The organism is Saccharothrix espanaensis DSM 44229 (assembly GCF_000328705.1).
Taxonomy (GTDB): Bacteria; Actinomycetota; Actinomycetes; order Mycobacteriales; family Pseudonocardiaceae; genus Actinosynnema; species Actinosynnema espanaense.
The window spans coordinates 7,108,032-7,130,152 of sequence record NC_019673.1 but is presented as its reverse complement, the minus strand read 5'-3'; the positions used below and the strand labels follow the sequence as shown (position 1 = coordinate 7,130,152).

21 protein-coding genes and 1 pseudogene are annotated in these 22,121 nt (G+C 72.8%); 13 read left to right on the top strand and 9 right to left on the bottom strand.

The genetic code is table 11. From position 1 onward, the window contains the following. Window positions 1-10 precede the first annotated feature (10 nt). Window positions 11-1,408, bottom strand: a complete 1,398-nt coding sequence (locus tag BN6_RS30800; RefSeq protein WP_015103750.1) for an SDR family NAD(P)-dependent oxidoreductase — start codon at window positions 1,406-1,408, stop codon at window positions 11-13. A gap of 76 nt (window positions 1,409-1,484) precedes the next feature. On the opposite strand from BN6_RS30800, the gene BN6_RS30795 reads away from it, so the two are divergent. The 4 genes from BN6_RS30795 to BN6_RS30780 all read left to right on the top strand — a co-directional run bounded on the left by BN6_RS30795 (window position 1,485) and on the right by BN6_RS30780 (window position 6,028). After that, on the top strand, window positions 1,485-2,699 hold the full coding sequence (locus BN6_RS30795) for a hypothetical protein (RefSeq protein ID WP_015103749.1): 1,215 nt from the start codon (window positions 1,485-1,487) through the stop codon (window positions 2,697-2,699). Next, a complete protein-coding gene (locus BN6_RS47065) occupies window positions 2,696-3,106 on the top strand; it encodes a hypothetical protein (protein WP_015103748.1) in 411 nt (136 codons plus the stop codon). Before BN6_RS30795 ends, BN6_RS47065 begins: the two co-directional genes overlap by 4 nt. Window positions 3,107-3,422: 316 nt before the next feature. Continuing rightward, the gene (locus tag BN6_RS30785) at window positions 3,423-5,498 is read left to right on the top strand and encodes a tetratricopeptide repeat protein (RefSeq protein ID WP_015103747.1); all 2,076 of its coding nucleotides are present in this window, start codon (window positions 3,423-3,425) and stop codon (window positions 5,496-5,498) included. A 71-nt stretch (window positions 5,499-5,569) separates the two neighbouring features. After that, window positions 5,570-6,028 (top strand): cupin domain-containing protein, encoded by a 459-nt coding sequence (locus tag BN6_RS30780; RefSeq protein ID WP_231904800.1) that lies wholly within the window; start codon window positions 5,570-5,572, stop codon window positions 6,026-6,028. Between the two features lie 272 nt (window positions 6,029-6,300). Here the strand turns inward: BN6_RS30780 and BN6_RS30775 are convergent, their stop codons facing one another. Then, window positions 6,301-7,248, bottom strand: a complete 948-nt coding sequence (locus BN6_RS30775; RefSeq protein ID WP_015103745.1) for a LysR family transcriptional regulator — start codon at window positions 7,246-7,248, stop codon at window positions 6,301-6,303. 213 nt (window positions 7,249-7,461) lie between these two features. Between BN6_RS30775 and BN6_RS30770 the strand changes: the two genes are divergently transcribed. The 4 genes from BN6_RS30770 to idi are packed head-to-tail and all read left to right on the top strand — an operon-like array spanning window position 7,462 to window position 11,303. Beyond that, window positions 7,462-8,253 carry a 2-amino-3,7-dideoxy-D-threo-hept-6-ulosonate synthase gene (locus BN6_RS30770; protein WP_015103744.1) on the top strand — a complete coding sequence of 264 codons (792 nt, stop codon included), beginning with the start codon at window positions 7,462-7,464 and terminating at the stop codon, window positions 8,251-8,253. Window positions 8,254-8,266: 13 nt separating this feature from the next. Next, window positions 8,267-9,340 carry a 3-dehydroquinate synthase II family protein gene (locus BN6_RS30765; protein WP_015103743.1) on the top strand — a complete coding sequence of 358 codons (1,074 nt, stop codon included), beginning with the start codon at window positions 8,267-8,269 and terminating at the stop codon, window positions 9,338-9,340. Window positions 9,341-9,343: 3 nt separating this feature from the next. Further along, on the top strand, window positions 9,344-10,696 hold the full coding sequence (locus BN6_RS30760) for a class I adenylate-forming enzyme family protein (protein ID WP_015103742.1): 1,353 nt from the start codon (window positions 9,344-9,346) through the stop codon (window positions 10,694-10,696). Window positions 10,697-10,724: 28 nt separating this feature from the next. Then, a complete protein-coding gene (gene idi / locus BN6_RS30755) occupies window positions 10,725-11,303 on the top strand; it encodes an isopentenyl-diphosphate Delta-isomerase (protein ID WP_015103741.1) in 579 nt (192 codons plus the stop codon). Here the strand turns inward: idi and BN6_RS30750 are convergent. Both BN6_RS30750 and BN6_RS42620 read right to left on the bottom strand, forming a co-directional pair. Next, window positions 11,297-11,704 carry a type III secretion system chaperone family protein gene (locus BN6_RS30750; RefSeq protein WP_015103740.1) on the bottom strand — a complete coding sequence of 136 codons (408 nt, stop codon included), beginning with the start codon at window positions 11,702-11,704 and terminating at the stop codon, window positions 11,297-11,299. The genes idi and BN6_RS30750 overlap by 7 nt on opposite strands. Window positions 11,705-11,708: 4 nt before the next feature. Beyond that, window positions 11,709-12,251 carry a TetR/AcrR family transcriptional regulator gene (locus BN6_RS42620; protein WP_158509465.1) on the bottom strand — a complete coding sequence of 181 codons (543 nt, stop codon included), beginning with the start codon at window positions 12,249-12,251 and terminating at the stop codon, window positions 11,709-11,711. A 50-nt stretch (window positions 12,252-12,301) separates the two neighbouring features. On the opposite strand from BN6_RS42620, the gene BN6_RS30740 reads away from it, so the two are divergent. Beyond that, window positions 12,302-13,915, top strand: a complete 1,614-nt coding sequence (locus BN6_RS30740) for an AMP-dependent synthetase/ligase (protein WP_015103738.1) — start codon at window positions 12,302-12,304, stop codon at window positions 13,913-13,915. Here BN6_RS30740 and BN6_RS30735 read toward each other — a convergent pair. Continuing rightward, the gene (locus BN6_RS30735; protein WP_231904799.1) at window positions 13,879-14,580 is read right to left on the bottom strand and encodes a DUF998 domain-containing protein; all 702 of its coding nucleotides are present in this window, start codon (window positions 14,578-14,580) and stop codon (window positions 13,879-13,881) included. The two genes, BN6_RS30740 and BN6_RS30735, sit on opposite strands and share 37 nt — an antisense overlap. Window positions 14,581-14,728: 148 nt before the next feature. Between BN6_RS30735 and BN6_RS30730 the strand changes: the two genes are divergently transcribed. Continuing rightward, window positions 14,729-15,079, top strand: coding sequence for a hypothetical protein (locus BN6_RS30730; RefSeq protein WP_015103736.1), 351 nt, complete (start codon window positions 14,729-14,731; stop codon window positions 15,077-15,079). Between the two features lie 18 nt (window positions 15,080-15,097). On the opposite strand, the gene BN6_RS30725 is transcribed toward BN6_RS30730, so the two are convergent. Further along, entirely contained in the window at window positions 15,098-15,796 is a 699-nt protein-coding gene (locus tag BN6_RS30725; RefSeq protein WP_015103735.1) for a TetR/AcrR family transcriptional regulator C-terminal domain-containing protein, read from the bottom strand. A gap of 98 nt (window positions 15,797-15,894) precedes the next feature. Between BN6_RS30725 and BN6_RS46135 the strand changes: the two genes are divergently transcribed. Then, window positions 15,895-17,289, top strand: coding sequence for an MFS transporter (locus tag BN6_RS46135; protein WP_015103734.1), 1,395 nt, complete (start codon window positions 15,895-15,897; stop codon window positions 17,287-17,289). After that, window positions 17,286-18,212 carry an isopenicillin N synthase family dioxygenase gene (locus BN6_RS46130; RefSeq protein WP_015103733.1) on the top strand — a complete coding sequence of 309 codons (927 nt, stop codon included), beginning with the start codon at window positions 17,286-17,288 and terminating at the stop codon, window positions 18,210-18,212. Before BN6_RS46135 ends, BN6_RS46130 begins: the two co-directional genes overlap by 4 nt. A gap of 100 nt (window positions 18,213-18,312) precedes the next feature. On the opposite strand, the gene BN6_RS30710 is transcribed toward BN6_RS46130, so the two are convergent. Genes BN6_RS30710 through BN6_RS30700 form a run of 3 tightly spaced genes read right to left on the bottom strand, consistent with a single transcriptional unit; the run spans window position 18,313 to window position 21,303 of the window. After that, window positions 18,313-19,791, bottom strand: coding sequence for a glutamate--cysteine ligase family protein (locus BN6_RS30710; protein ID WP_015103732.1), 1,479 nt, complete (start codon window positions 19,789-19,791; stop codon window positions 18,313-18,315). 10 nt (window positions 19,792-19,801) lie between these two features. Continuing rightward, on the bottom strand, window positions 19,802-20,464 hold the full coding sequence (locus BN6_RS30705; protein WP_015103731.1) for a 4'-phosphopantetheinyl transferase family protein: 663 nt from the start codon (window positions 20,462-20,464) through the stop codon (window positions 19,802-19,804). After that, complete coding sequence (locus BN6_RS30700) at window positions 20,461-21,303, bottom strand: metallophosphoesterase family protein (protein WP_197540402.1); 843 nt, start codon at window positions 21,301-21,303, stop codon at window positions 20,461-20,463. Before BN6_RS30700 ends, BN6_RS30705 begins: the two co-directional genes overlap by 4 nt. A gap of 422 nt (window positions 21,304-21,725) precedes the next feature. On the opposite strand from BN6_RS30700, the pseudogene BN6_RS46125 reads away from it, so the two are divergent. Beyond that, window positions 21,726-22,067: pseudogene (locus BN6_RS46125) on the top strand (transposase); the annotation flags it as partial. Window positions 22,068-22,121: the final 54 nt, after the last annotated feature.

Below are 22,121 nucleotides of genomic sequence, written 5' to 3'. Positions count from 1 at the left end.
CGCGTTCCCCTCACCAGGCAGCGGGCGCGTAGTCCTTGAGGAAGCAGCCGCGCAGGTCCTCGCCGAGCTCGCCGCGCACGATCGGGTCGTACACCCGGGCGGCCCCGTCGACCAGGTCCAGCGGCGCGTGGAACCCCTCGGCGGCCAGCCGCATCTTGGTCGGGTGGGGGCGCTCGTCGGTGATCCAGCCGGTGTCGACGGCGGTCATCAGGATGCCGTCGGTTTCCAGCATCTCCTCGGCGCTGGTCCTGGTCAGCATGTTCAACGCGGCCTTGGCCATGTTGGTGTGCGGGTGGCCGGGCCCCTTGTACGCGCGGCTGAACTGGCCTTCCATCGCGGAGACGTTCACCACGTACTTGCGGCGCGCGGGCGAGGCGGCCATCGCGGGACGCAGCCGGGAGATCAGGATGAACGGCGCGGTGCTGTTGCACAGCTGCACTTCGAGCAGTTCGACGGGGTCGACCTCGTTGACCCGCTGCACCCAGCTGTTCACGGCGGCCACGTCGGGCACCAGCCCGCCCGCGTCGATCAGCTCGGACCCGGCGGTCAGCGCGAGCGCGGTGACCTCGGGCAGGTCGGCGAGGGTGTCGGACAACCCGCTGGTCAGGGCGATCGGGTGGGCGGTCACGCCGTGGCCGAAGGTGATCAGCTCGGGCAGCGGGCCGGCCGGCAGCGGCGCGCTCTCGGCGGCGACCAGCGGCGCGTAGGCGTCGGCCGACCGGCGCACGGTCTGCGCGGCGTTGTTGATCAGGATGTCCAGCGGGCCGGCGGCGGCGACGGAGTCGGCCAGCCGCACGACCTGGCTGGGGTCGCGCAGGTCGATGCCGACCACGCGCAGCCGGTGCAGCCAGTCGGCGCTGTCGGGCATCGAGGCGAACCGGCGCACGGCGTCGTGCGGGAACCGGGTGGTGATGGTGGTGTGCGCGCCGTCGCGGAGCAGCCGCAAGGCGATGTACATGCCGATCTTGGCCCGGCCGCCGGTGAGCAGCGCGCGCTTGCCGGACAGGTCGGCACCGGCGTCGCGCCTGCTCCGGTTCAGCTCGGCGCAGGCCGGGCAGAGCTGGTGGTAGAAGGCGTCCACCTCGGTGTAGCGCTTCTTGCACGTGTAGCAGGACCGGGCGCGCAGCAGCGTGCCGGCGAGCGAACCGGGCGCGGGCTCCTGGAGCAGGACGCCGCGGGTCTCGTCGTCGATGCGGGTCGGCGAGCCGGTGGCGGTCGCCTCGGTCACCGCCCGGTCGGCCTCGGTCACCGCCTGCCGGCGGTCGGCCTTGCGGCGCTTGCGGACGGTCTTGTAGATGCTGGAGGTGGCCCGGCGGATGGCCACCACGTCCGGGTGCTCGGTGGGCAGTTCCTCCACCTGGGCGAGCACCTTCAGGGCGATTTCCATCTCGGCGGGGTCGATTGGCACGGCAAAATCCTACCTGGGCGAAAATTGGTCCCCCGGACGGGTGAAATCGGCGTGAAGCAGCGCTAGGGTGCCCCGCATGTCTACCGCGGGTCCGCGGGTGTGCCGGCTGGCCCACCCCGACGCCGACATCCGGGTCCGGGCCCTGCACCTGCCCCGCGCCCGCCCCGTGCTCGCCGTGCTCGGCCCGGTCGACGCGCCGGAGGCCGAGCTGGCCGCGGCCGTCCTGCCGGTGCTCAGAGCCGTGCTCGCGGCCGCCGCGCAACGTGACGCGGTCGTGCTCACGGCGGGCGCGGACACCGGGATCACCCACCTGGTCGGCCTGGCCGCCGACGCGCTGGACGGCAAGTGGCCGCGACTGGTCGGCGTCGCGCCGTCCGGGAAGGTCGCGGTCGACGCGGAGCCGGTCGGGGACGAGGTGCGCCTCAACGGCAACCACGACACGGCCGTGCTGGTGCCGGGCTCGCAGTGGGGCGAAGAGGTGCCGGTGCTGTTCCGGACCGTCGAGGCGGTCGCCGGTGCGCGGCGTCCGGCCCTGGCGTTCCTGGTCGGCGGCGAGGACGGGGCGCGCGCGGCGCTGGTCGACCACCTGGGGCGGGACCGGCCGCTGCTGGTCCTGGCCGGGACGGGCGGCCTGGCCGACGACATCGCGGGCGGGAAGGTCGACGGTGACCTGGAGGTGCTGGTGCGCAGCGGCCGGGTGGCTGTCGTGCACCTGGACGAAGGGCCGGACCGGGTGGTCGCGGTGCTGCACCGGGTGTTCGCGGGCAAGCCCGGCGACGCCCTGCACGCCGACGTGCCACCGCCGTCGGTGTGGCCCCGGGTCCGGTTCCGGGAGCCGTCGGCGGTGCCGGTGATCGATCCCGGGTACGTGCTGGACTACCCGTTGCTGGCGGGAGCGATCCACGAGGCGAACCAGGTCGTCGCGCCGGTGCTGCACGAGCAGGAGGTGGCGGCGCTGCGCGAGCGGGAGCGGGCGCGGCTGCTGGTGGTGCTGGCGATCGGCGCCGGCTTCGCGGCCACCGCGTTCGGGGCGTTGCAGGCGTGGCTGCGGGACGAGTCGTGGCCCGGGGTGCTGCTGGCGGTCGCCGGAGCCGGCGCGGCGGTGCTCGCGGTGCTGGGGCGCGGCGGGGAGAACCCCGACGCGCGGGCGCGGGCCGAGCGGCTGCGCGCCCTGTACTTCGACCACCTGGCCGCGCCACCGGCTGCCGACGACGCGGAGCGCGAGGAGCGTGCGCGGGAGTTGGCGACCGAGGTGGCGCGCCACCGTCACGAACCGGTGAGCCGATCATGACCATGGTGGACGACCACCGCGAGCAGTTCCTCCGGGCCTACCTCAGGCACCGGGTCGGTGAGCGGCTGGCGGGGTTCGAGCAGGCCCGTGACCGGTACGCGACGGCCCGTCGGTGGACGACGGCGCTGACGGTGCTGCTGTTCACGTCGTCGGCGGCGTTGGGAGCGGTGGCGGTGGCGGACCCGGGGCGTCGTGCGCTGTGGGGCTTCCTGGCCACGGTGGCGGCGGCGCTGGCGACGGGGGTGACGGTGTACGAGGCCGTGTTCGCGTTCCGCGCGCAGGCGCGCAGGTCGGCGAACGGCGTGGCGTTGTTGCACCTGCTCCAGGCCCATGGCGCGCCGCAGGGTGAGGATGGAGTGCACGTATTCCGGACTGAAGTGGAAAGTGTGCTGCGGCATTCGGACTAGCCCGAGCGGTTCGTGGTGCGGGTGGCTCGGACCTGTAGTGGCGTGGGTTCGGGAGGGTGGGCTCGGAGGTGTGGGTTCGGGAGTGGGTTCGAGGGTGGGTTCGGGAGTGGCGTCTTGATTGGGTGCTATTGCCCGGCCTTATGGATTGGGTGGGGGCATCCTGCCCTTTTTGGTTTTCCCCCACTAAAGTCGGGCACTCCGCGCCGTTTTCCGTGGAGGTTCCCGTGCCACCGAAGATGAAGAAGATCCGGATCCGTCTGCCCGGACCTGTGCCCCTGGCCGCTGCGGCGTGCCTGGTACCGGCCCTGGTGAGCTGATGGCGGACCACCTCTGGCTCCGGGGCCGCCGCGCGGTCGACCGCGCCCGGCTGCGGGCCGGGTTGGAGCTGCCGCCCGCGCTGGCCGCCGTGGACGCGCACCGCGGCCTGCGCGGCCCGTACACCGCCGGCGGGACCCTGTTGCGGGCGCTGGCGGGCGACGCGTTCGCGCGGTGTCCCGAACTCGCCGCGCGGCACAACACCGAACTGGCCACGGCCGCGCCGGAGCTGGCGGTGTCGGTGCCGACGGCGTGGGCCACCCTGGAGTGGACGGTCGGCGACGAGCAGCGGACCAGGTACTACTCGCGGCTGCACACCCGCAACATCGCCAACGGCATCGCGGACTTCCTGCGGGCGTACCTGGCGGCGCTCGGCGACTCGCCGCGCACCCTGTTCGTCGACAACGTGCACCACGCGGACCCGACGGACCGCGAGCTGCTGGCGGTGTTGTTGCGGCGGCAGGACATCCCGCAGTTGGTCCTGGTGCTGGGGACCGGGTTCGAGCCGGTGGTCGACCCGCCGGGCGAGGTCGCGGTGTCGTTGGCGGAAGCGCTGCCGGCGTACGCGCGGCGGGTGGACTGCGTGGTGGAGTCCACCCCGGTCGGGGACTTCGTGCGCAGCGACGGGACCACCGACGACCCGGCGGCGGTCGAGGCGTACTCGGCTCTGCCCGAGGAAGAGCGGGCGCGCCGGCACGACGTCCGGTGCGCGGAGCTGTACGCGTTGGGCGAGCAGTCGTTGGCGTTGGGGGCGATCCCGTTCCACGCGGTGCGCGGCAGCAGACCCGAGGCCGGCGTGCAGGCCGTCAAGCACGCGTTGGGGCACTGCCGGAAGGTCGGGCTCTACCACGCGGCGGCGTCGCTGGCGCTGCTCGGGCGGGAGCTGGTGGACCGGGGATCGGGTTCGGGTGACTGGTGGCACTTCACCGAAGCGGCCGGGGCCTCGCTGGCCGTCGCCGGGCGGGCCGAGGAGGCGGCGGTCGTCTACGAGGCGGCGGCGCAGGTCGTGGACGGGGTGGCCCAGCGGCTGCGCCTGGCGTACGGGATGGCGATGCTGCACGTCCGGCACCTGCCGGAGCCGCGCCGGGACCTGCGGCAGGCGCGGGCGTTCATGAACCAGGCGGTCGCGCTGGCCGCGGAGCTGGACGACCCGCAGGAGTGCGTCTTCCACTCGGTGTTCGCGCGCAACGGCGTGGCGCTGGTGGAGATGCGGGAAGGCCGGGTGGACGAGGCGTTGCGGCTGATCGAGGAGGGTCGCGCCGCGCTGGACCGGGTCTTCGGCGACGACGAGCACCCGTTGCTGCGGTCGGTGCTGCGGCTCAACCGGGGTGTGCTGCTGGAGATGGCGGGGAGGGCGGAGGAGGCGCTGGCCGAGCACTCGGCGAACGCGCTGGTGGACCCGGGCTTCTTCGAGCACCACTTCCACCAGGGGGTCCTGTTGCGGCGGTTGGGCCGCAACGAGGAGGCGGTGGCGGCGTTCGAGCGGGTGCTGCCGTTGACGCCGCCGTTCCCCGAGGTGCACTACAACCTGGCGGACGTGTGGCTGGAGCTGGGAGACGTGCGGCGGGCGCTCGCCGCGTTCGACTACGTGCTGGAACTGGACCCGGGACACGTGCCGGCGCTGGTGAACCGGGCGTCGTTGCGGTGCGAGGTGGGGGATTCGCACGGGGCCTGGGACGACGTCCGGGCCGGATTGGCGTTGTCGCCGGACAACGTGCACCTGCTGTGCGTGCAGGGGCGGTTGTTGGTGGAGGCGGGAGATCCGCGCCGGGCCTCGGACGTGGTGTCGGCGGCGTTGCGGGCGGACCCGGGGTTCGCGCCGGGGTGGGCGTTGCGGGGACAGGTCCGGTTCGAGGCCGGCGATTTCGACGGGGCGTTGACGGACTTCGACCGGGCGGTGGCGTTGGCGGACCTGCCCGAAGTGCGGTTCAACCGGGCGGTGGTGTTCGAGAAGGTGGGGCGGTTCGGCGAAGCGGCGACGGACTACCGGGCGGTGCTGGCGGTGTCGGATGACGCGGATGCTCGGTCGCGGTTGGACTTCTGCTTGAAAGCTGCGGCTGCGGCTGCGGCTCGGTAGGTGGGGTGGGGGTGGGGGAGAAGAGAGATAGGGATTGTTGATGGGGCTGATCGGCGGTAAGCGCTTGCTGGGTGGTGGGGGCCGGCGATAGCGTGCGGCACATTTCGGGCGCGGTTCTGCTGGGGAGAGCGCATGGAATCGTCCGTTCGGGGCGGGTAGGCGCCGTGGAGATCCGCAGGTTGGATCCGGGTGAGCTGGTGCGCGACGACGGGCTGGTGGCACGCCGGTTGATGCCGTGGCCGGTGGTGAACGCGCCGTTCGACGGGTCGTGGTGCGTGGTGCGGCCGGGGGCTTCGTCATCCACGCACGGACATCGGGAGCACGAGATCTGGGTGGCCGTGTCGGGGGAGGCCGAGATCGTGACGGTCGAGGGCGCGGTGCCCTTCGCGGCCGGGGACATCGTGCACTTCCGGCCTCATGAAGAGCACCGGCTGGTCAACCGGTCGGCGGAGGACTTCCAGTTCTTCGCGGCCTGGTGGGATTTCGAGATGGCTGAGCGGTTTGCGGCTCGGGATGAGGACGGTGTGTGAGGTCGGCCTGTGAGGTCGGTTGTGGGAGGCGCGGGGAAAGCTGGAAGAGCGTCCTCGCCGGACGGGCGAGCCGCCAAGGATGATGGTGGGCGTCGTGTCATCCCCGCATGGCCCGGTCGGAGACAACCACCCTTTGCCAGGGAGTACAAGCGAAAAGCGTGCTTGTACTCCCTGGCAAAGCGCGGTTCGCTGCGCGCGGGCCATACGGGGATGACACGACGCGGGTTGGGTGGGGTGTTTCGGGGTGTCTACTGTGGACTGTGGTGTGTTGGTCAGCTGGCGGCTGCGGTTAAACCTTTGGCGGCTTGTTTTTGGGCTCGGCTCCAGACTCGTTCCTGGTAAGCTTGGAGCAGGGCGGTGTGGATGTCGTCGATGTACTCCGCCGCTTGCCGATCTCGTTGCCACACCAGGGTTACGCGGCGGTGAACGGGGTTGTCGACGATCGGCTTCAGGACCACGCCGGGCAGTTCCTGGGACGTGGGGAAGAAGCACGCGACGGTCTGGGCTGAACGCACCAGTTCGGCGGCTGCGGCGGGGTCCACGCCGAAGTGCACGCAGCGGGGGGTGAAGCCGGCGGCTTCGCAGGCCAGGTGGAGGTTCAGGCGGCCGCCTCCGTAGTTCTCCTCCGGTACGGCCCAGTCCTCGTCGGCCAGTTCTGCCAGGCGGATCTCGGCGCGTGCGGACAACCGGTGTCCGGCCGGGATCCCGACCAGCATCGGTTCGGTCACCACCGGGCGGCAGGCGACCTGTTCGGGAATCCGCAGTGGACTCTGCGGGAACTCCACGACCAGCGCGACGTCGAGCTTGCCGGAACGCACCAGTTCCAGCACCGCGTCGCAGCTGCGCTCGATGTGCGTGGTCTGCGGCTGGTCGGGCGAGAGGTCGCGCACCACTCCTACGAGCAGCGGGGTCAGCGACCCGGCCACGCCGCCCAGGCGGATGCCCAGGCTGCCGGACTCGGCGGCGATCTGGCGGGCCGTGATGAGCAGGTCGTCGAAACGTTCCACCAGGTCACGGGACCGCTGGACGACGTGCCTGCCCAGTTCGGTCAGTTCCACGCCGTCGCTGCGGCGCACGAACAGCGGGCCGCCGAAGCCGCGTTCGATGCGGCGGAGCTGCGCGGTCAACCCGGCCTGTGCGATCTTGAGCGAGGAGGCGGCCCGGCTGATGCTGCCCGCTTCGGCCACGGTCAGCACGACGTGGAGATGTCTGAGCTCCATGTGCACTTCCGCAGCCTAGGGCAAACGGATGACGGCAGACACCGACCGTGCGAGTGTGCGGGGTTGACGCTGCGTCGAGGAATCGTCGTACCCGGTTGCTCCAAGAGGTGCATAACTGCCGAGTTATCGCCAGCTGTCACCTCCCCGCACGAGTCGGTCTCCACCACGCTGCTCCATGGCCCTGGCCGGTGGACCCCCGGAGGTGTGAGCGACATGAGGAAAGCGTTGCGGCTGCGACGGCTTTCCCGGCCGCGCGACGACAAGTACCTCTTCGTCCCGCTGGACCACAGCGTCTCCGACGGTCCGGTCGTGCCGCGTGACCGGTGGCACGACCTGATCAGGTCGGTCGTCGTCGGCGGGGCGGACGCCATCATCGTCCACAAAGGACGGGTGCGCACCCTGGACCCGCAGGTGCTGGGCGGCTGCGCGCTGGTCGTGCACCTGAGCGCGGGCACCTCGCACGCGGCCGACGCCAACGCCAAGGTGCTCGTCGGCGAGGTGGAGGAGGCGTTGCGGCTGGGCGCGGACGCGGTCAGCGTGCACGTCAACATCGGCTCCGACACCGAGGAGCGCCAGCTGGTCGACTTCGGCGTGGTCGCGAACGCGTGCGACTCGTGGAACGTGCCGCTGGTCGCGATGGTCTACCCGCGCGGACCGCGCATCGCGGACCCCAGTGACCCGGCGCTGCTCGCGCACGTGGTCAACATCGCCGTCGACCTCGGTGCCGACCTGGTCAAGACCAACCTGGCGCTGCCCGTGGAGCGGATGGCCGAGGTCGTGGCGAGCTGCCCGATCCCGGTGCTCGTCGCGGGCGGCCCGGCGACCGGGGGCAGCCTGGTCGACCACGCCCGCGCCTCGATGGCGACGGGCTGCGCGGGCCTGGCCGTCGGCCGCCGCGTGTTCACCTCCCCGGCCCCGATGACGCTGGTCGCGGAACTCGCGTCGGTGATCCACGCCGACCACCCCGCCGAGCTCGTGCACGCCATGACGGGCGCGGTTTCCTGAAATGGAGTCTGGCGTGAAATTCGCCTGGATCGACCTGCGTACCGTTCCCGAGGCGCACCGCGAAGCCGTGGTCGACGCCGCCGTGCACGCCCGGCTCGCCGGGATCGTGTCCGACGACCCCGCCCTGCTGGACACCCTGCCGCCCACGGTGGCCCGCGTGCTGGTCGCACCGGACGTCGTGGAGAGCCCGCACCTGGTCGCGGTGCTGGTGGACGACCAGGACCGGCTGGACCGGCTCGCCGCGACGGCGGCGTTCGTGCGGGTCACCGACGACCGCACGCTCAAGCTGGCGTGCGCGGCGGCGGTGCGGTTGGAGCACACCGTCGTGGAGTTCGCCGACCCCACGAAGATCCCGCTGGAGATCGTCATCGCCGCCGCCGACGGCGCGGCGGGCCGGCTGATCACGGTCGTCGCCGACCTGGAGGAGGCGGCGATCGTCCTGGACGTGCTGGAACACGGCTCGGACGGGGTCCTGCTCGCGCCGCGCGACGCGGCCGACGTGTTCGCGCTGGCGCGTTTGTTGGAGGCCACGTCGCCGCCGTTGACGCTGACCACGCTCACCGTGGAGGGCATCGAGCACAACGGCCTGGGCGACCGGGTGTGCGTGGACACCTGCTCGCACTTCCGGGAGGACGAGGGCATCCTGGTCGGTTCGTTCTCGTCGGGTTTCATCCTGTGCTGCAGCGAGACCCATCCGCTGCCCTACATGCCCACCCGGCCGTTCCGGGTCAACGCGGGCGCACTGCACTCGTACGTGCTCGGGCCCGACAACCGGACCAACTACCTGTCCGAGCTGCGCACTGGGAGCACGGTGCTGGCGGTCGACTCGGAGGGTCGGACGCGCAAGTTGACGGTGGGGCGGGCCAAGTTGGAGTCCCGTCCGATCCTGACGATCACCGCGCACTCGCCGGAGGGCGTGGCGGTCAGCCTGACCGTGCAGGACGACTGGCACGTTCGCGTGCTCGGTCCCGGTGGCAAGGTCCGCAACGTCACCGAGTTGCGGCGCGGCGACGAGCTGCTCGGGTACGTGGCTACCGAGCAGCGGCACGTGGGCATCCCCATCGGCGAGTTCTGCAAGGAGACCTGACCGATGCGCGAGTACGTGTCCGACCTGCTGCGCCGCTACGGCGACGACGTGCCGGTGTTCAGCCACCAGCACACCGTGACGCACGGGCGGCTGCGCGAAGCGGTCGCCGGCGAGGCGGGTCTGCTCGCCGCCGCCGGGGTCGGCGAGGGCAGCACGGTGGCCGTGCAGGTGCCGCCGAGCTTCACCCGGCTGGAGGTGGTGCTGGCGCTGTGGACGCTCGGCGCCCGGGTGATCTCGCTGGACCCGCGGTTCACCCCGGCCGAGCGCGCGGTCGAGCACGCGCTGGCCCGGCCGCAGTTCGTGGTGCGGGCCTCCGGCCGGTCCGGCGGGCTGTTCCGGGAGCGGTTCGAGCTGGTCACCGAGCGTCGTGCGGACGGCGTGCCCGCGCTGACCCGGCACCGGCTGGTCCAGTTCAGCTCCGGGTCGACCGGCACGCCGAAGGTGATCGGCCGCTCGACGGAGTCGGTGGTCCGCGAGGTGCTGCGGTTCGCGTCGGCCGAGGGCATGGCGCGGCGCGGCGAGCGGATGCTGCTGCTCAACAGCATGACGGCCAGCTTCGGGCTGCTCGGCGGCCTGCTGCACGCGCTGGCCGAGGGCGTGCACCTGGTGTTCTCGGCCGGTCAGTCGGCCGAGGAGGTGCAGCGGGCGGCTGCCCGGTACCAGGTCGATCTCGTCACCGGCGTGCCGGTGCACTTCGCGCGGTTGGCGGCGGCGCCGGACCGGGCCGCGCTGCGCACCGTGCGGGCGGCGTTCGCCGGTGCCGAGCCGATGCCGCCGGAGGTGGCCGAGAGCTTCGCCCGGGGCTACGGGTTCACCGTCGGCGAGTGCTTCGGCACCACCGAGACCGGCGCGCTGACCCTGGACGTCGCCGGCACGTCCCGCCCGTCGGTGGGCCGGCCGTTGAGCGACACCACGCTGCGGGTGCGTGACGGCTTGGTCGAGGTTGCCTTGGACGAGTCGCCCTACCTGCACGACGACGGCGTGCGCCGGTACGCCGACGGCTGGTTGCGCACCGGGGACCGGGGCCGGTTCGACGCCCGGGGTGGCCTGGTGCTGCTGGGCCGCAGCGATTCGCTGGTCGTGGTGCGGGGCAGCAACGTCGACCTGACCGAGGTCGAGGCGGTCCTGCGCTCGCACCCGCTGGTCGCCGAGTCGATCGCGGTGTTCGACGGGGTGGTCGAGGCGTACGTGAGCGCCGGGGCCGACGCGCCGACCGAGGCGGAGATGATCCGCTGGTGCACCGAGCGCCTGGCGGAGTTCAAGCTGCCCCACCGCGTGCACGTGCTGCCCGTGCTGCCGCGCACGTCGGGCGGGAAGTTGGTGCGCAACGCCCGGGTGCTCGCCGCCGCGCGCTGACGGCGGCCGGTGTGGCAGGGTGGTCCGCGTGGAAGAAGTCGTGTTGCTGGACGAGTCGGGAACGAGGATCGGCGTTGCCGACAAGTCGCAGGTGCACCACGCGGACACCCCGCTGCACCTGGCGTTCTCCAGCTACCTGTTCTCCCCGGCCGGCCGGCTGCTGCTGACCAGGCGCGCGCTGCACAAGAAGACGTGGCCCGGGGTGTGGACCAACACGTGCTGCGGCCACCCCGCGCCGGGTGAGGACGCCGAGTCGGCGGTGGTCCGGCGGCTGGCCGACGAGCTGGGCCTGGCGGACGTGCCGCTGGACCTGGTGCTGCCCCGGTTCCGCTACCGGGCGGTGATGGACAACGGCGTGGTGGAGAACGAGATGTGCCCGGTGTTCCGGGGGGTGCTCGACCACGACCCGACGCCGAACCCGGACGAGGTGGACGACTTCGAGTGGGTGCCGTGGGCCGAGTTCGCGCCCGCCGTGCTGGCCGGGGTGCGGCCGATCTCGCCGTGGTGCGTGCAGCAGGTGGAGGAGCTGGCGGCGCTGGGCGACGACCCGTGGGCGTGGCCGGTCGGGTCGGTCGCCGACCTGCCGCCGGCCGCCCGCGCTCAGTAGGCGTCGCCGCCGAAGAAGGTCTCCTCCAGCCGGTCGGCGCTGCCCGCGAGAAGCGCCAGCGGGTCGGTGAACTCGTGGATGTCCAGGTCGACCAGCGGCAGCGAGTGGCGCAGCACGACGTGCTCGCCCATGATCGCCGCACCGCAGGCGATGGTCGAGTTGCCGACCTCCTCCAGCAGCGCGCGCAGGTCGACGTTGGCCGCCAGCCCGATCGGGGACGCGATCTGGACCCACTCGTGCATGTTGTCGAGCACCTCGCGCACCAGGATGATCACCTGGGTGCGCTCGTCGTCCTCGTCGAACTGCTCGAAGTTGAACAGGATCCGGATCTCGTCCTCCTGCACGGAGATGACGTCGTAGGTGTCGTTGACGTACGCGGCGAGGTCGCCCCAAGAAGCCATGTGCTCACCCTAGAGGCGAGACCGCGCCCCACACCGCATCCGCCACCACATCACGGGACGACGCCAGGTCGAACCCGCCGAGCAGGTACCGCCGCGCGCACTCGTGCGCCGGTCCCATCACCACGGGGTCCAAGGCCCACAACGGGAACTCGCGCACTTCGCCCGTGGCCATCCGCTCGGCGAACCACTGCGCGACCGGCGCGAACGCCGCCGCTTTGGCCGTCGGGTCGGCGGTGAGCGGCGCGGAGTACAGGAACCGGGCCCGGCCGGGGTGTTCGGCGACCCAGTCCAGGTAGCGCACGGCCAGGCCCCGCACCACTTTCTGGGCGTCGCCCGCCGCCAGCGCCGGCGTCATCGCCGTGACGCACCGGGTGAAGCTGTCGCCGTAGAGCACCGAGAACACCCCGGCCCGGTTGCCGAAGTGGTGGTAGATGCTCCCGTTCGACACCCCGGAACGCGCGGTCAGCGCGCTGATGGTGACCGGCTGCCCGGATTCCACCAGGGCCAGCGCCGCGTCCAGCACCGATTGCCGACGGTCCGCCCTCACACCCACTAGAGTAACGCTCTAGAGCACCGCTCCACCGGTTGGAGGTCGTCATGGCCCGGTCCATCCCCGATCTGCTGCGCGAACGCGTGCGCGCCACCCCGGACGCGGAGGCCCTGCGGCACCGCGTCGACGGCCGGTGGCGGTCGACGACCTGGCGGGAGGTCGGCGACCTGGTGCGCGGGCAGGCGCTGGGCTTCCGGCGGCTGGGCGTCCGGGACGGTGCGCGGGTCGCGCTCATGGCGCAGACCAGCGTCGAGTGGGTGCTGGCCGACCTCGCGGTGCTCGCCGCCGGCGGCGTGACCACGACGATCTACCCGAGCAGCACCCGCGAGGAGGCCGCGCACGTCCTGCGCGACTCGGGCGCCGTGCTGGTGGTCGCGGACCCCGACTTTGTCGGCTCGGTGGGCGACGTCCGGGTGGTCACCACCGACAACCTGCCGTTCGCCGACGAGGGCGACTACGACGCCATGGTCGACGCGCTCGCGCCCGAGGACCTGGCGACCCTGATCTACACCTCCGGCACCACGGGCGTGCCCAAGGGCGTGGAGCTGACCCACGACAACTGGCTCTACACCGCCGAGGCCGTCGCCGAACTCGGCGTCCTGCGATCCGACGACCTGCACTTCCTGTGGCTGCCGATGTCCCACTCGTTCGGCAAGGTGCTCCAGATCGCGATGATCGCCACCGGCGTGACGACCGCCGTCGACGGCTCGGCGGACCGGATCGCGGAGAACCTGGCGGAACTGCGGCCGACGATCGTGGCGGGCGCGCCCCGGGTGTTCGAGAAGATCCACAGCCGGGTGGGCGCGGCGATGCGCGCCGAGGGCGGGGTGAAGGAGAAGCTGTTCCGCTGGGCGCAGGAGGTCGCGCAGCACCCGGAGTGGACGCTGCGCAACAAGGTCGCCGATCGGCTGGTGTTCGCCAAGCTCCGGGACCGGGTCGGTGGGCGCATCCGGTACTTCGTGTCCGGCTCCGCGCCGCTCTCGCCCGAGGTCGGCCGGTTCTTCGCGGGCGCGGGGATCCCGATCCTGGAGGGCTACGGCCTGACCGAGTCGTCCGCCGCGTCGTTCCTCAACCGACCCGGCGAGCAGGAGTTCGGCACGGTCGGCAAGCCGCTGCCCGGCACCGAGGTGCGGATCGCCGACGACGGCGAGGTGCTGATCGGCGGGCGCGGCGTGATGCGCGGCTACCACAACCTGCCCGAGGAGACCGAGGCCGCGCTGGACGGCGGCTGGCTGCGCACCGGGGACATCGGCGAACTCGACGACGCGGGCCGGCTGCGGATCACCGACCGCAAGAAGGAGCTGATCAAGACCTCGGCGGGCAAGTACGTCGCGCCGCAGTCCGTGGAGAGCAAGCTCAAGGCCGCCAGCCCCTACATCGGGCACGTGCTGGTGCACGGCGACCAGCGCAACTACTGCGTCGCGCTGGTCACGCTCGACCCGGACACCGCCCCGCCCGGCCTGGACGCCGACGCCGAGATCCGCTCGGCGGTCGACACGGCCAACGCGAGCCTGGCCCGGCACGAGACGATCAAGAAGTTCGCGGTGCTGGACCAGGAGTTCACCGTCGCCGACGGCACCCTCACGTCGAGCATGAAGATGCGCCGCAAGGAGATCGAGAGCCGCTACCGGGACGTGCTGGACGGCTTGTACGCGGGCTGAGCCACCGCGATCGCCCACCGGCCGAGCACGAGGACGGCGACCACCTCGACCACCACCAGCAGCCGCTCGACGTACCCCAGCGTCAGCACCCGCCACCAGGCCGTGCCCACGACGACGTTCACCAGCACCGCGTACAGGATCGGGGTGAACGCCAGCGCGGAGAGCAGACCGAACCGGAACGCCCACCGGGCGTGCCCGCCCCACACCGCGTCCCGCCGCCACGGCCGGGCCAGCAGCGCCACCGCGAACGGCAGGCTGAGGAACGCGACCAAGCTGGCCACCCGGTGCACCGTGCCGCTCGCGCTCGGCCCCACCGACCAGTCGTGCTTGGGGAACACCACGACCAGCGCCAGGCCCGCCGACCAGGCCAGCAGCGCCAGCGCGCCCGGTGACCGCCAGCGGGCCAGGCCGCCGCGCACCAGCACGGCCAGGATCGCCACCGACCCCGCCGCGAGCAGCAGCACGGCGGTGTCGAACACCCAGCGCTGCGGCCCGAGCGCGTACTCGGAGATGGTGCGGCGCAGGCCCACCGTGGTGGTGGCCAGGCGGTGCGCGTCGAGTGCGCCGACCATCACGACGGTCAGCAGCACGGCGAGCGCTCCGGCGACCGCGAGCGCGCGCTGGGGGCCTCGGGTGGCGGTGTCGGTCAGGGCGGTAGTCGGCACATCGGTCGAAACGGACGGTGGCCGGGAGGAGTTCCGGCGTTCAGGGAACCGACAGGTCCAGGGGTGATAGGTCGGCCCCGCCTGATCCATTGGGAAGGCGAATCGCGCGTCCCCGGCGCCCGGCCCCGTCCCGCATAGTCTGTCCGCCGTGTACGAGTCGATGACGGTGCAGGTCCGGACCGGCCTGGGGGACTGGCGGCTGGCCGAGGCCGTCCAGGAGCTGTCCCGCGGGTACCGGGTGCTGCGCGACGCCACCGCCGCCGTCCACCGGGTCGCGGGCCCGGACCTGGCGCGGGTGACCGCCGAGATCGTGGCGGGCGCGCCGGAGCGGGCCGCCGGGTTCCAGGCCGTGTGGCTGGACGCGGGCGACGAGGGCCGGCTGGTCCTGCTCGCCCGGCCCGAGGTGCTGGCCGTCCTGCCGTGGCACGTCCTGCTGCCCGAGCTCGTCGCCGCGTGGAAGGCGTTCGCGGAGCCGCGGATCCCGGTCCAGGCCCGCTGAGCCGCACCGGGGTGCGCCTCAACGTCCGATCTGCGCCTCCAGCCCGTCGAGCAGGTACGCCAACCCGGTGCTGAAGCTGCCGTCCCAGTCGTCGTCGTACAGGTAGCCGTTGTCCGCCAACGTCGGGTAGCGGTCGCGTTCGGCGCGCAGCCGCTCCTGGCCGACCCGGCGCTCCTCGGCGGTGATCCGCAGCGCCGCCTGGGACGCCGCCGAGCCCAGCACGTGGTTGTAGAGCGCCCAGGTCGCCGCCGACAGCCCCGTCCCGGCGAACCCGGCGCGGACCAGCGCGGCCTGCAGGTGTTCCATCTGCGCCAGGAAGTTCGGGCCGATCGCCGGCCGCCGGCGCGCGGGCACGGCCGCCGCCCACGGGTGGCGCAGCAGCGCGGCCCGCCACCCCTCCAGCACGGCGGTGACGTCCTCCCGCCAGCCCGCGCCGGCCGCGGGCGGTTCGCGGAACACCGCGTCCACGGCCAGGTCGACCACGTCGTCCTTGGTGTCGACGTGCCAGTACAGCGACGGCGCGGAGACCGCGAGGCGGTCCGCGAGCCGGCGCATGGTCAGCCGGTCGACGCCCTCCTCGTCCAGCAGCGCGACGGCCGCCTCGACGATCCGCTCGCGGGTCAGCGGCGGCTCGCCCCGCACCGTCCGCCGAGGCCGCAGCCAGACGCTGTGCACCTCGTCTTTGTGCTGGTCACGAGCGTTTTCCGGGCTGCCCACCGCACTCCGTCCACCGTTGCCGTCCCGGCGAGTGTAGTACCGTGTTCGCAGCGACTAACGTTGTTAGAGGCTATCGAACGTAGTTAGGGGGATGGTCGGTGGAGGATCTACGACGGTGGTGGGCGCTGCCGGTGGTGGGTGCCGCCCAGCTGCTCGTGGTGCTGGACGGCACGATCGTGAACATCGCGCTGCCCACCGCGCAGCGGGCGCTGGGCATGACCGACGCGAACCGGCAGTGGGCGATCACCGCCTACGCGCTGGCGTTCGGCGGTCTGCTGCTGATCGGCGGTCGGGTGGGCCGCGCGCTGGGCCACCGCCGCGCGTTCGCGCTCGGCCTGGCCGGGTTCGCCGCCGCGTCCGCGCTCGGCGGGCTCGCCTGGAACCCGCCGGTGCTGTTCGCGGCCCGCGCGCTGCAAGGCGGGTTCGCGGCGGTGCTCGCCCCGGCGGGCCTGTCGCTGCTGATGATCGCGTTCACCGAGCCGAAGGAGCGCGGGCGGGCGCTGGGGGTGTTCGCGGCGGTCGGCGCGGCCGGGGCGGCGGTCGGGCTGATCGCGGGTGGGCTGCTCACCGAGTACGCGAGCTGGCGGTGGTGCCTCTACGTGAACGTGCCGGTGGCGTTGATGGCGTTGGCGGGCACGGCGTTCCTGCCGCGCGACCGCGCGCGGGGCGGCTCGCTCGACCTGCCCGGCGCCCTGCTCGCCGCCGCCGCGTTCGCGGCGCTGGTGTGCGGGTTCACCGAGGCCGAGGGGCGCGGCTGGGGCTCGCCGGTCGTGCTCGGACTGCTCGGGCTCGGCGTGGCCCTGGTCGCCGCGTTCGTCGCCGTCGAGCGGCGGACCGCCGACCCGGTGCTGCCGATAAGGGTGCTGCGCGACCGGGCGCGCGGCGGGGCGTTCGCCGCGATCGCCCTGATGTTCCTCGCCGTGTTCGGCTTCTACCTGTTCATGAGCTACTACCTCCAGGCGGTGCTCGGGTACCCGCCGGTCGAGGCCGGCCTGGTGCTGGTGGTGAACGCGGCGGCGGCGGTGGTCGGGTCGACGCTGATCGCGGGCCGGCTGCACGGCCGGGTCGCGCCGGTGGCGCTGATCGTGCCCGGCCTGCTCGTGGCGGCGGCCGGGATGCTGGTGCTGACCCGGGTGACCCCGGAGAGCACGGACGTCCTGGCGCTGCACGTGCTGCCCGCGCTGGTGCTCACCGGGCTGGGCCTGGGCTGCGTGCTGCCGCCGACCGCCGCGCTCGCCACCACCGGCGGCGACCTGGGCGCGGCCTCCGCCGCCTACCACGCGTCCCAGCAGCTCGGCGCGGCACTGGGCACCGCGCTGCTGAACACGGTCGCCGCCGCCGCGTCCGGCGTCGGCGCGCCGCCCGCCGCGCTCGTGCGCGGCTACACCACCGCGCTGTCCGTCGCCGCCGGGATCCTCCTGGCCGGCGCACTCCTCGTCGGGCTGCTGCTCAGCCGGACCGACACCGTTGCCACGAAAGGAAAAACTTCGTGAACGACTACGTTCCCATCATCGACCTGTCCTCGCGCGACCACCCGCGAGGCCGGGCCGCGCTGGCCGAGCGGATCGGGCGGGCGTGCGCGACCTCCGGGTTCTACGTCGTGGTCGGGCACGGCGTGCCGGCCGCGCTCGTCGACCGGATGCACCGCGTCACCAACGACTTCTTCACCCTGCCGGACGCGGAGAAGGACCTGGTCGCGACGGGCCCCGGGGTGTCCGGGTTCCGCCGCTCCGGCGGCACCACCGCACGCAGCCTCGACCGGGACACGCCGCCCGACCTGTGCGAGGCCTACGCCGTGCACGCCACCGGGGAGCTCGACGACCGGGCCCGTGCCCGGCTCGGCGACCACCCGGCGACCTGGAAGCTCGCCAACGCCTGGCCCGCCCGCCCGGCCGGCTTCCGCGCCACCTGGCAGGAGTACCTGGCGGTGGTGGCGGACCTCGCCGCCGACCTGGTGCGGCTGTCCGCCCGCGCCCTGGGCCACCCCGAGGACCACTTCGCCGGCCGGTTCGACCGGCACGTGTCCTCGCTGGTCGCCAACTACTACTACCCACGCGCGCACCCGCCGCTGCCCGGCCAGATGCGCCGCGGCGCGCACACCGACTTCGGCGCGCTCACCGTGCTGTACCAGGAGAACGACCGGGGCGGGCTCCAGGTGCTCGACGGCGACCGGTGGCGCGACGTGCCGGCGGTCCCCGGCGGTTTCGTGGTCAACATCGGCGACCTGATGGCGTTGTGGAGCGGCGGCCGGTGGGTGTCCACCATGCACCGCGTGCTCCCCGCCGGACCCGGGTCGCCGTCCCGGCTCTCCGTCCCGCTGTTCTTCCAGCCCAACCACGACGCGCCCGGCGACGGCCGCGTCACGGCGGGGGAGTGGATGGCGGCCAAGACGGCCAAGCTGTTCACGGCCGGCTGACCGGGCGGACCGGGCGCGGCAGCGCTGCCGCCGCGCCCGGTCAACCCGCGGTGCTCTGACCCGCGGTGCTCTACCCCACTGGGCACTATTCCACTGGGCCCTACCCCACTGGCCAGGTGTGCACGGGTTCGTTGCTGTGCATGAGGTCCCGGTAGGTGCGCAGCATCCGGCGCAGCGCCTCGGGGCGGTCCAGCGAGGAGTGGTCGTAGTGCCGGTGGAACGTGCGGGCCTGCCAGGTCGCCCCGTTCACGCCGCTGAGGCAGCGCTGCTCGATCACGCCCAGCAGCCGGTCCCGCTCGGACTGCTCGACCCGCAGCTTCACCAGGCCCTCGTGCGCCAGCGGGAGCAGCCGCCGCAGCACCAGTTCGGCCACCGGCACCGTGCCCAGGCCCGGCCAGTAGACCTTCGCGTCGATGCCGTCCCGCGCGCCGGAGGTGAAGTTCTCCTCGGCCGCGCTGAACGACATCTGCGACCACAGCGGGCGCTCCTCCTCGGCGAGCATTCGCACCAGGCCGTAGTAGAACGCCCCGTTGGCCAGGGTGTCCAGCACGGTCGGCCCGGCGGGCAGCACCCGGTTCTCCACCCGCAGGTGCGGCTGGTCGCGCACCACGTCGTACACCGGCCGGTTCCAGCGGTAGATGGTCCCGTTGTGCAGCCGCAGCTCGCCCAGCGACGGCGTGTCGCCGCGCTCCAGCACCTGCACCGGGTCCTCCTCGTCGCAGATCGGCAGCAGCGCCGGGAAGTACCGGACGTTCTCCTCGAACAGGTCGAAGATCGAGGTGATCCACCGCTCGCCGAACCACACCCGGGGCCGGACGCCCTGCTCCTTCAACTCGTCGCTGCGGGTGTCGGTGGCCTGCTGGAACAGCGGGATCCGGGTCTCCCGCCACAGTTCCTTGCCCAGCAGGAACGGCGAGTTCGCGCCCACCGCCACCTGCACCCCGGCGATCGCCTGCGCCGCGTTCCAGTAGGGCGCGAACATCTCCGGCGACACCTGGAGGTGGAACTGGGTCGAGGTGCACGCCGCCTCGGGCACCACCGAGTCGGCGGTCATCTGGAGCTTCTCCACCCCGCCGATGGAGATGTGCAGGTCCTCGCCGCGCGCGGCGAGGACCTGCTCGTTGAGCAGCGTGTAGCGCGGGCTGCCCGACAACGCCTCCAACCCCATGTGCCGGGCCTGCAAGGTCGGCAGGATGCCGATCGTCACCATGTGCGAGCCGACCTCGCGGGCCTTGCGCTCAGCCTCGTTGAGCGACGCGCGCACCACCGACTCGAACTCGCCGATCCCGCCCTCGCCCAGCGGCCGGGGCGCGACGTTGATCTCCAGGTTCCACTGGCCGAGCTCGGTGACGAAGTCCTCGTCGGCGATCGCCGCCAGCGCCTCGGCGTTGCGCATCGCCGGGTCGCCCGCGTCGTCCACCAGGTTGAGCTCGATCTCCAGGCCGGCCGTCGGGCGCTCGAACTCGAAGCGCGACTCGCTCAGCATCCGGGCGAACACGTCCAGGCACCGGCGCACCTTCGTGCGGTACCGGGTGCGGTCCTCGCGGGTGAACTCCTGCCGCGCCACCTCGTCGCCCATGCAGCTCCTCCTAGGTCGTCAAGGCAGGTACCGCGATAGCGGTGACCACAAACCCCTCCCGCGCCAGCCAGCGACCCGTGAACCCGTCCAGCGGCACCCCGTCCACCACCGGCGGCTCGATCAGCACCCGCGCGGTGAACGTCCCGTCGTCCGGGTTCAGGGTCACCTCCGCATCCTCGAACCCCAGCCACCTGCGCGCCAGCGGGAACCACGCCTTGTACACCGTCTCCTTGGCGCTGAACAGCAGCCGGTCCCAGGCGACCTTGTCGCCGGCCGCGCCCAGTTCGCGCACCATGGCCAGCTCCGGCGGCAGCGCGATCGCCTCCAGCACGCCCTGCGGCGTCGGCTCGTTCGGCTCGGCGTCGATGCCGATCGTCCACAGCTCGGCGGTGCGCCCGACGGCCGCGGCCCGGTAGCCCTTGCAGTGCGTGATGCTGCCCACCACGCCCGCCGGCCACGTCGGCGCGCGGCTCTCGCCGGGCAGCAGCGGCACGGGCGCGATGCCCAGCCGGCCCAGCGCGGTGCGCGCGCAGTGCCGGCCGGTGGTGAACTCGCGGCGGCGCTTGTCGACGGCCTTGGCGATCAGCTCCTGCTCCTCGGGGAACAGCTCCGCCTCGTGGTCCTCGAACGTGTCCACCGCCGAGACCTGGTCGGGCAGGATGTCGGTGATCACCGGGCGTCGTCCTTCCTCAGCACGTCCAGCAGCGGGGCCTTGGTCCAGCCGCGGGGCTGCCACTCGCGCGGGTAGCCCAGCGACACCTCGTCGAACCGCACGCCGTCCTTGCGGATCGTGCGCGGGATGTGCAGGTGGCCGTAGACCATCACGGCCGCCCGGTACTTCAGGTGCCAGTCGGCGGTGTGCTCGGTACCGCACCACAACGCGAATTCGGGGTACCGCAGCACGAACGTGGGATCGCGGACCAGCGGCCAGTGGTTGATGAGCACGGTGCGCAACGACTCGTCCACGGCGCGCAACCGGCGCTCGGACTCCTCCAGCCGGGCCGCGCACCACGCCTCGCGGCTCGGGTACGGGTCGAAGTGCAGGAAGTACTCGTCGGTGCACACCACGCCGGCGTCCTGCGCGGCGGTCAGCGCGGAAACCTTGTCGGTGGTCCCGGCCGGGCGGAACGTGTAGTCGTACAGGGTGAACAGCGGGGCCACCGCGACCGGGCCGCCCGCGCCCTCGAACACCGCGAACTCGTCCTCCGGGGTGAGCACGTCCAAGCTCCGGCACAGCTCGACCAGTTGCTTGTAGCGCACCTCGCCCCGGGACTGGGCCGGGTCGTCCTTCACCGTCCACAGCTCGTGGTTGCCCGGCGACCACACCACCCTGGCGAACCGCTTGCGCAGCTCGCCCAGCGCCCACTCGACGTCGGCGAACTTCTCCGCCACGTCACCGGCGACGATCAGCCAGTCGTCGGGGGAGTGCGGTCGGATGGCCGACACGAAGTCGCGGTTCTGCTGATAGGTCACGTGCAGGTCGCTGGTGGCAAGCAGGCGCGGCGTCACGATCCGAGGGTAACCGTCCGCGCACGGGACGAGAGCCGTTCTCACAACCGACCGCTCGCCCGTTCGTCGCTCCAGGGGTGCCGTTGAGCCGCTTCATGGGGCCCGCGCGACGCTTGCTGACCCCGTTCGGCGGGAACGTGGTTACCCGTGACCGGCCGGCTTCCTAGCGTGATGGGCATCACGACAGTCCCCTGGCGGAGGACCCGATGAGCAACTACGCACGACCCGCGCAGCCGTTCGGCCGCACGGTGGGCGCCGAGATCGCCCGACAGGCCCAACAGCACACCTACCCGGCCGTCGCGCCCCGGCGGGACGAGGCGGCGCTGGCGACCCTGCTGCGCGCCCGCCAGCGCGGCGACGCCCAGCGCCAGGAGCCGTGGGTGCGCCGGGCCCCGGAAGCACCCCCCAAGCCGCCGCACGCGGACGTGATCGAGCACCTGGCCAACCGCCTGGTGCCGGCCGCCCTGTGGGCCGCGGTGGAGCCGCTCATCCCGCCCGCGAAGGTGCGCCGGCAGGGCGGGGGCCGGGGCCGGGTGTCGGATCGGGCCATCTTCACGGCCATCGTGTTCGTGCTGACCAGCGGCTGCGCCTGGCGGCACCTGCCGGCGACGTTCGGCGTGACCGTGCCGACCGTGCACCGGCGCTTCCAGGAGTGGACCGACGCGGGCCTGTGGCTGCGGCTGCGGCGGGTGGCGGCGGAGAGCTCGGCGACCGACGCCGAGTGGCTGCGGCTGGTCCTCGACGCGGCCGAGCGCCGCGGCACCCGCGCGGCGGGCTAGGACCCTCTTCCCCGGCGGGCACGACGGCGGGTGGTGGGACCC